Annotated in this window: 9 protein-coding genes; 5 read left to right on the top strand and 4 right to left on the bottom strand. The window is 64.4% G+C overall.

The genetic code is table 11. From position 1 onward, the window contains the following. The 3 genes from VGG53_RS10505 to VGG53_RS10495 form a co-directional block, all read left to right on the top strand. The coding region (locus VGG53_RS10505; protein ID WP_331517992.1) for an SDR family oxidoreductase at nt 1-187 on the top strand (187 nt) is incomplete at its 5' end. A gap of 316 nt (nt 188-503) precedes the next feature. Then, the gene (locus tag VGG53_RS10500; RefSeq protein WP_331517991.1) at nt 504-2,261 is read left to right on the top strand and encodes a hypothetical protein; all 1,758 of its coding nucleotides are present in this window, start codon (nt 504-506) and stop codon (nt 2,259-2,261) included. A gap of 93 nt (nt 2,262-2,354) precedes the next feature. After that, the gene (locus VGG53_RS10495; RefSeq protein WP_331517990.1) at nt 2,355-2,723 is read left to right on the top strand and encodes a nuclear transport factor 2 family protein; all 369 of its coding nucleotides are present in this window, start codon (nt 2,355-2,357) and stop codon (nt 2,721-2,723) included. Nucleotides 2,724-2,735: 12 nt separating this feature from the next. Here VGG53_RS10495 and VGG53_RS10490 read toward each other — a convergent pair whose 3' ends face one another. Genes VGG53_RS10490 through VGG53_RS10480 form a run of 3 tightly spaced genes read right to left on the bottom strand, consistent with a single transcriptional unit; the run spans nt 2,736 to nt 5,013 of the window. Beyond that, complete coding sequence (locus VGG53_RS10490) at nt 2,736-3,551, bottom strand: SDR family NAD(P)-dependent oxidoreductase (protein WP_331517989.1); 816 nt, start codon at nt 3,549-3,551, stop codon at nt 2,736-2,738. After that, on the bottom strand, nt 3,548-3,964 hold the full coding sequence (locus VGG53_RS10485; protein WP_331517988.1) for a nuclear transport factor 2 family protein: 417 nt from the start codon (nt 3,962-3,964) through the stop codon (nt 3,548-3,550). Before VGG53_RS10485 ends, VGG53_RS10490 begins: the two co-directional genes overlap by 4 nt. Then, nucleotides 3,961-5,013, bottom strand: a complete 1,053-nt coding sequence (locus VGG53_RS10480; RefSeq protein WP_414688937.1) for a zinc-binding dehydrogenase — start codon at nt 5,011-5,013, stop codon at nt 3,961-3,963. The genes VGG53_RS10485 and VGG53_RS10480 overlap by 4 nt, the downstream gene beginning before the upstream one ends. 126 nt (nt 5,014-5,139) lie before the next feature. Here VGG53_RS10480 and VGG53_RS10475 point away from each other — a divergent pair, with 126 nt between their 5' ends. Next, the gene (locus VGG53_RS10475) at nt 5,140-5,964 is read left to right on the top strand and encodes a helix-turn-helix domain-containing protein (RefSeq protein WP_331517994.1); all 825 of its coding nucleotides are present in this window, start codon (nt 5,140-5,142) and stop codon (nt 5,962-5,964) included. A gap of 4 nt (nt 5,965-5,968) precedes the next feature. On the opposite strand, the gene VGG53_RS10470 is transcribed toward VGG53_RS10475, so the two are convergent. Beyond that, the gene (locus VGG53_RS10470; protein ID WP_331517987.1) at nt 5,969-6,691 is read right to left on the bottom strand and encodes a hemerythrin domain-containing protein; all 723 of its coding nucleotides are present in this window, start codon (nt 6,689-6,691) and stop codon (nt 5,969-5,971) included. 154 nt (nt 6,692-6,845) lie between these two features. On the opposite strand from VGG53_RS10470, the gene VGG53_RS10465 reads away from it, so the two are divergent. Continuing rightward, the coding region (locus tag VGG53_RS10465; RefSeq protein WP_331517993.1) for a class I SAM-dependent methyltransferase at nt 6,846-7,004 on the top strand (159 nt) is incomplete at its 3' end.

Raw genomic sequence — 7,004 nt, 5'->3', positions numbered from 1 at the left:
CCTCGACGCGTCCAACCCGCACGATGTGATGACTTGGATCGACAACAATTTCCACCAGCCATGCGATCTCGGGCGCGCTGGGCTTCCCGAGGAGATCGCCTCGATCACCGCTTACCTGGCCTCTAGGCGCAATGGCTACGTCACCGGCGCAACGGTGAACGTCGACGGAGGATCGGACTTCGTCTAAAGCGGCCGCGTGAGAGGCCGTCAGACCGGGCCTCAGCGGCTGAGCCTTCTCTGAGCTACGGACCGGATTGTCTCAGGAACATACTGCACCTGCGTCTAACAAAATCGCAGCTGAGAGGGCTAATTGCACCAGTAATCGCGCCGCTACCTGGACTAACGCCTTGCCGCCAGGCGCCTGGGAGTCTGCTGGCAACCTGAGATTTCTCCAAATTTTGTATTGACATTCTATATTTCTGCTGAGTAGCGTGCCGCGATGTTACTCACGAGTAACCCACGCCCATCCCGCATTACTAAACACGAGTTAATAGGAGCACCACATGCATCATCGTTTGGTCCTTGCTGGTTTGGCGGCCACCGGCGGGCTGTTCACTACCGCGTTTCTGCAGGTGGCAGTGGCTGTCGCCGACACCGCCGACGCGGTCAGCGCCACCGGTCCGGACGCCTTCACCATCGGCAGCTACACGTTCGATCCCTTCACCGCGCCCGGCGTCGAGGGCTTCGACCCCGTCGCCCAGCTCAGCAGTGCTCCGCCGCTGCTGGAGCTCGGTGGCGGTACGGCGCTCGGGCTGCCGCTCGCCGCTCAGGAGTTCGAGGTCTACAACCCCACCACCGGCGCCGACCTCGGGAGCATCCAGGGCAACGAGACCGTGACGAGCCTGTTCGGCTTGACCAACGCCGAGTTCACCGTCGGCAGTGACGCCCCTGTCGCCGGTGGGAGTGCCACGGATCTGCCTACGGTGGGATCGGTCTACGACGTGTTCAACCTGGGCAACGGGTATGAGAACGTCTACATCGCCACCCCCGGTGCCGACGGCACCGTTACCGACACGTTGGTCACGCCGACCGGCAGCATCAACCTGGACTCGCTGTTGGGTGGGTTCAACGCAGCGGATCCGTTGCAACCCGGGGATGCCTTCACCGGTCTCGACGTAAGCGGAATCAGCGGCGCCCCAGAAGCTTTCAGCATCGGTGGCTTCACACTCGACCCGACACTGGCAGCTGGGGGCGAGGGCTTCGACACGGTCGCCCCGCTCGCGACGTCTGCACCGTTGTTGGAGATCGGCGGCGGGTCGCTCGGTGATCCCGCCAGTGCTGGCGACGATATCGCCAAGCAGAGCTTCGAGGTCCTCAGCGGTAGCGGGTCAAGTGCCACCGAGATCGGCACCATCAACACCGGCGTCGACGTGACCAACCTGTTGGGCCTCACCAACACCCAGCTCGTCGTCACCGGTGTGACACCGACCGGCGATGGAACCGCCGCGGAGCTGCCGACCGTGGGATCGGTCTACGACGCGTTCAACCTGGGCAACGGCTACGAGAACGTCTACACCGCGATCCCGGGCCTCGACGGCGCAAACGACACCGTCACAGACACCCTGGTGACGCCGTTCGGCAACGTCAACCTGGACTCGCTGTTCGGCAACATCGACGCAGCGGCGGCACTGCAACCGGGCGACGCCTTCACCGGGCTGGAAACCGCCGGCATCACTGACGCTCCCGACGCATTCACCATCGGCGGTACGACGTTCGATCCCATCCTGGCCTCCGGGACCGAAGGCTTCACCCCTGTCGAACAACTGGTCGGGGTACCGCCGCTGCTGGATCTCGGCGGCGGCACGCCGACCCTTGTTCTCGGCGGCCAGGACTTCGTGCTTCCGCTGGCACCGCAGGACTTCAACATCTACGACGGCACCGGGGCGAGCGCCACTGAGGTCGGAAGCATCGTCGGAAACGAGGATGTCACCAACCTCCTGGGCCTAACCAACACGGAATTCACCGTCGCAAGTGTCACGGCGGTTAGCGGCGCGGATGCCACTGATCTCCCGACTGTTGGATCGGTGTACGACGTGTTCGACATCGGCGACGGAATCGAGAACATTTACACCGCGATTCCTGGAGTGGCCGGCGCTACCGACGCTGTCACCGACACGTTGGTCACGCCGTGGGGCGACTTTGACCTGAGCTCGCTGGTCGCCGGCATCGATGCCGTTGCCGCTTTGGACCCGGGTGCTGCCTTCGACGCAGCAACGACTGCGGCCTCGGCGATCGACCCGCTGGCGTTCCTCGGGCTGTAAGGTCCGAACCGGCAAAAACCAAACATCCCAGGTCCTTCGGGGCCTGGGATGTCTGGCGTTGATGGCCCGGCCCGCCGAGCGTATGAAGATGCCATGGGTCAAACTGATGCCGCCGGCGTGGTGGAGAGCTATCTGGCGTGTCTGGCGGTGCACGACTGGGACGGTCTGGCGGCCACGATCGCGGACAAGGATCTGATCCGAGAGGGCCCGTACTGCGACATCGTCGAGGGCAAGCAGCCGTATCTGAAATTCCTGCGAGGCGTGTTCGCCTCGCTGGAGGGCTACCGGTTAGACGTGCAGCGGATCTCGCATGCTTCGGATCGAGTGTGTTACGTCGAGCTGAGCGAGACCTTCGACATTGACGGTGTGCCCACCGGGTACCCGGAATGCCTTGTGTTCGAACAGGATCTCGACGGACTGATCAACCGGGTCAGCGTGTTCATCAAGCAGGTGAGCAGCTGAGGCGTTGAAGGCTCAATCGCCGCCCATGGCGGCGGCCTGAGCTTGCGTGACGAGCTTGACGGCCTCGTTGCGAGTCAGCGATGCCAACATCGGCGCCGCAAGACGCATCATGTCGCCGACCATCAAAGTCGGCCCGTTGCCGAGGTTTTCGAATGCCTCCGCGATCACCTGGTCGACGCCGTCGGCGTCCGGCGGCGCCGTGTCTTCGGAGCTCAGGTGTCCGCGGCTGTGTTCGAGGCGACGCAGTGCGGGTGTGTTGGTCTTGCCGAGGATGAGGCCGAGCACGTCGACTCCCTTGTCGTGCAGTTCGCTCCACAGCGCTTCGGCGAACACCATGTCGAACGCCTTGGTGGCGCCGTAGGCCACCATGTTCGGTCCGCCGGCGAGTCCTGCGCCCGAGCCGAACAGCACGATGCCGCCGCTGCGCCGCTCGACCATGGTCGGTGCGAAGTGGTGGCACAGCTGCATCGGCACCATGCAATTGCGGTGCACCATCGCTTCTGCGGTCTCGATCGAGTTGGCCAGGAACGGCTCGAAGTTCGGATCGGCTCCCGCGCAATACACCACAAAGCCAACTTCGAGATCGGCGGTCGCGTCCGCCACCTGCGACGCCGCGTCGTGCTCAGCGAGATCGATTGCCAGCGTCCGGGTTTGGACGCCGGTGCGATCGGCGATCCCGGCCGCCACCTCGTCGAGCACCGACTGACGGCGCGCCACCAACACGACATTGACGCCGCGCTCGGCAAGCCCCTCAGCGAACGCGGCGCCCACACCGTCGGACGCACCGGCCACCAGTGCCCACGGGCCGTACCTGGCTGCAAACGTCATGCTGGTTCTCCTACCGGGGCCACCCGCACCTGGATGAACCGGCGGCGCGCGACCCGCCACCCGTCACTGCCTCGGACAAGCTCATCGTCGTAGAAACCGGCAGCGTTCACACCGGAGTTGGTGTCGCCCACCATGATCAGCGCGTCGACATAGGTCCGGGACTGGGCCTTGTCACCGTCGACCATGATCACCTGGTTGGTCAGCCGGTGCATGGTGTGGCCGGCCATCGAGTGCGCCTGCTGCATGAACTCCGTTATGGCGTCGACGCCTTCCCAGGAACCGACCTCGCCGTAGTCCAGTTCGCAATCGTCGGTGAACACCGTGCGGAACAATGACCAGTCGCGGCGGTCGATCCCGGTCGCATAGCGCAGCAACACATCGGTGATGTCCTGACGATCTTCTCGCTCACTCACTTCACGGCTCCGTTCGGGTGGACGATGAATCGTGCCGGGCCGGTGGACTTTCGGGCCGAGTCGAGTGCGCTAGGGACCTCATCGAGACCGACGACGGCGCCGACGCTGGGCAGCGGATCCAGTCGACCGGACGCGATCGCGTCCAGCGTGCCGTACCAGTCCTGCGGGTGCGGGCCGCCACCGAACTGGATGGTGACGCCCTGACGGGTCGCTTCGGTGATGCTCAGCGAGTCACCGGTGTACCACCCTCCGGCGCAATAGATCCGACTGCCGATGTCAACCGATTCCACGATCTTCTGGATCAGCCCTGCGGCACCTACGCATTCGAACACGACCAGCGGGCCCCACAGCCCACGCTCGACGCGCAGCACACGCCACACGTCGAACGGCGACTCTGTGCCTGGGTCGACCGCGATGTGCGCGCCGAAGCTGCCGCACGCAAGTTCACGGCGCTCGGAGTTGTAGTCCGACACGATGATCGGCTCGACACCGCGGCCGGTCAAGGCGGCGACGGCCGACAACCCGATCGCGCCGGCACCGATGACGACCGGTATCTCGCCGGGCTCCATCCGCGCCGAGCGCACATAGAACTCACCGACGGCGAACGCGTCCGTCAGGGCCGCGGCATCGCTTGACACATGGCCGCCGACGGGTTTGGCCAATGTCTCGGCGACGACCACCAATTCACCAAAGCTGCCTTGAGCCTCCGGGTGCTGACCGATGATCCGCACGCCATCAGCGCCGCCATTGACCACACGAATGGGAATGGAGGTGACGCGTGTGCCGACCGGAAATCGTTCGGTGCAGTCCGGTCCATATCCGATGACCTCGCCGACGAACTCGTGGCCGAGCACGATGTCGCGGTCCGCATCATAGAGCGAGCGCCCCGTCGGGTCGCTGATCCCCAACTCCGGGTGATCCATGAAATGCACATCCGACGCGCAGATCGCGGTGCTCAGTGTCCGCAGCAGCAGCTCGCCCGGGCCGGGCACCGGGTCGGCGACCTCTCGGACGTCGAGTCGGCCCGCACGCAACACCACCGCACGCATCCGCACACTCCTTTGCGCTTGGCTGTTCTCGACTATTCGAGATAGCATCTCGACAATCTGAGGCTCAGACTAGGAAGCGCCGTGAAAGGAAGTCAAGCCATTCCACCGTCGCCCCCGACCACGCGCGTGCTCGACGTCGTCGAGCTACTCGCCGGCACCGGCATGGACCGACTCCGCTTTTCCGATGTCGTGCGCGCACTCGGGCTGACCCAGGCGACCGCGCACGCCATTCTGACCACGCTGTGCGATCGCGGCTGGGTCAGTCGCGATCCGGTCGACAAGACGTTTTCGTTGGGGCCGGCGCTGGCAGTGGTGGCGACCCGAGTCGAAACCGCGCGGCCGCTGGCACACAGCGCCCGAACAGCGGCGCTGTACCTGGCCAAGGAATTCGGTTATGCCACATCGGTTGTCGAGCGAGTCGGCGATTCGCTGGTGATCACTGCGTTTGAAGACGCCGGCCAGCGGTCCAGCGGCGCACCCGGCGAGCAGATCCGCTACGCCCCACCATTCGGAGTCGCCTTCGCCGCCTGGGACACCCCTGAGGAGCAGCAGGCCTGGATTCAGCGCAGCGCGACCACCAACGCCGTGCTCGCCCGTCGCCTCGAAGACGTGCTGGCTCGCACCCGTCAGCGCGGATTCGACGTGGACTGCACGACGCCGGCATTGACCCAAGCGGCCCAGGTGATGGGAACGTTGCCCAGCGACGGATTGCCCGATCACGTTCGCGAGATCACCGATCAACTGCTGACCGAGTTCACCACGATCGGCTTTTTGGCCGATGACGACACAGCACGTCGATCGCAGCCGGTCGCGACGATCGCGGCGCCGGTCTTCGATCCCCGCGGACGGGTGGCGATGATCGTTGCCGTCCACCCGTTGCAGGCACTCGCACGCAAACGGATCGACACCATCGGACGGCGCGTTGCGCGAGTCACGACGGACGTACGCTGACGAACTAGGTCGGGGTGAACTGGCTCAAATCGTAGATGCCGAGGCTCTTTTCGATATCGGCGACTTTATCGACCACACCATCAAAGCCGGCCTGCCCGAATCGCCGGTGCTCCTCGTCCTCGAAGATGTGGGCCATGTCGCGAAACTCCTTTCCGGGCACTACCTGACGCAACGTCGGGAAAACGACGGTATCTTCGCGCGCTTCATGCGGCTCATACATTCGGATGAACGCCGACATGTCGTGCACCAGCGCCTCCCGCTTAGCCCGATCGAGCGCTGTCGCGGCGCTGGTGGCAGCGACCACCCGGTCGGTCAGCACGCGACCTCGCGCATGCTGGGTGCGCAATACCGACGTGACGTCGGTGAGTTTGCCCGCCTGCTCCAGCTTGGGGAAGACATGCTGCTCTTCCAGTTGCTCGTGATAGTCCTCAATAAAGCTTCGAATAATCGCCGCCCCGGCGTTGAGCGCGTCGGCGGGAAGCTGCTCGCTCGCCTGCAGGCGGCGGATTCCTTCTCGATAGATCAGCAGTACGCGTTTGAGCACCCCGTGTTCGCGCATCAAATCTTCGGGCGGAGTGACCGGCACTTCGTCGTCTGCTGGTGCGCCGGGCTCGCCCGCCTTGGGCTGCGGCTTATCGCATGCCGCCAGAGCGATTGCGCCTGCGGCCGATACGGAGATCCCCAGAATGCGACGTCTGCCGACGCCCACGCCCGGCGGGTTTGTCACGGTGACTCCTTGAATCACCAATCCCAGCACTGGATCGCCGAGTCGTCAACGTGAGTAACCGCCTGGATAGTGGCCTGATTGAGGGACAACTTGCTAGATCGGCTAAATACTTGTTACGCTAACTAAGTACGTCCGAACTTTCGAAGGAGCACGCATGCCGCGCACCGACAACGACACCTGGGACCTCGCGACCAGCGTTGGAGCAACAGCCACGATGGTTGCCGCGGCCCGGGCCGTCGCCACCAAGGCCGATAACCCCCTGATCAACGATCAGTTCGCTGAGCCACTCGTGAAAGCCGTCGGGATCGACTTC

The organism is Mycobacterium sp., assembly GCF_036490025.1.
GTDB lineage: Bacteria > Actinomycetota > Actinomycetes > Mycobacteriales > Mycobacteriaceae > Mycobacterium.
Note: the sequence above shows the minus strand (reverse complement) of the source record. Positions and strands in the feature narration are given on the sequence as shown.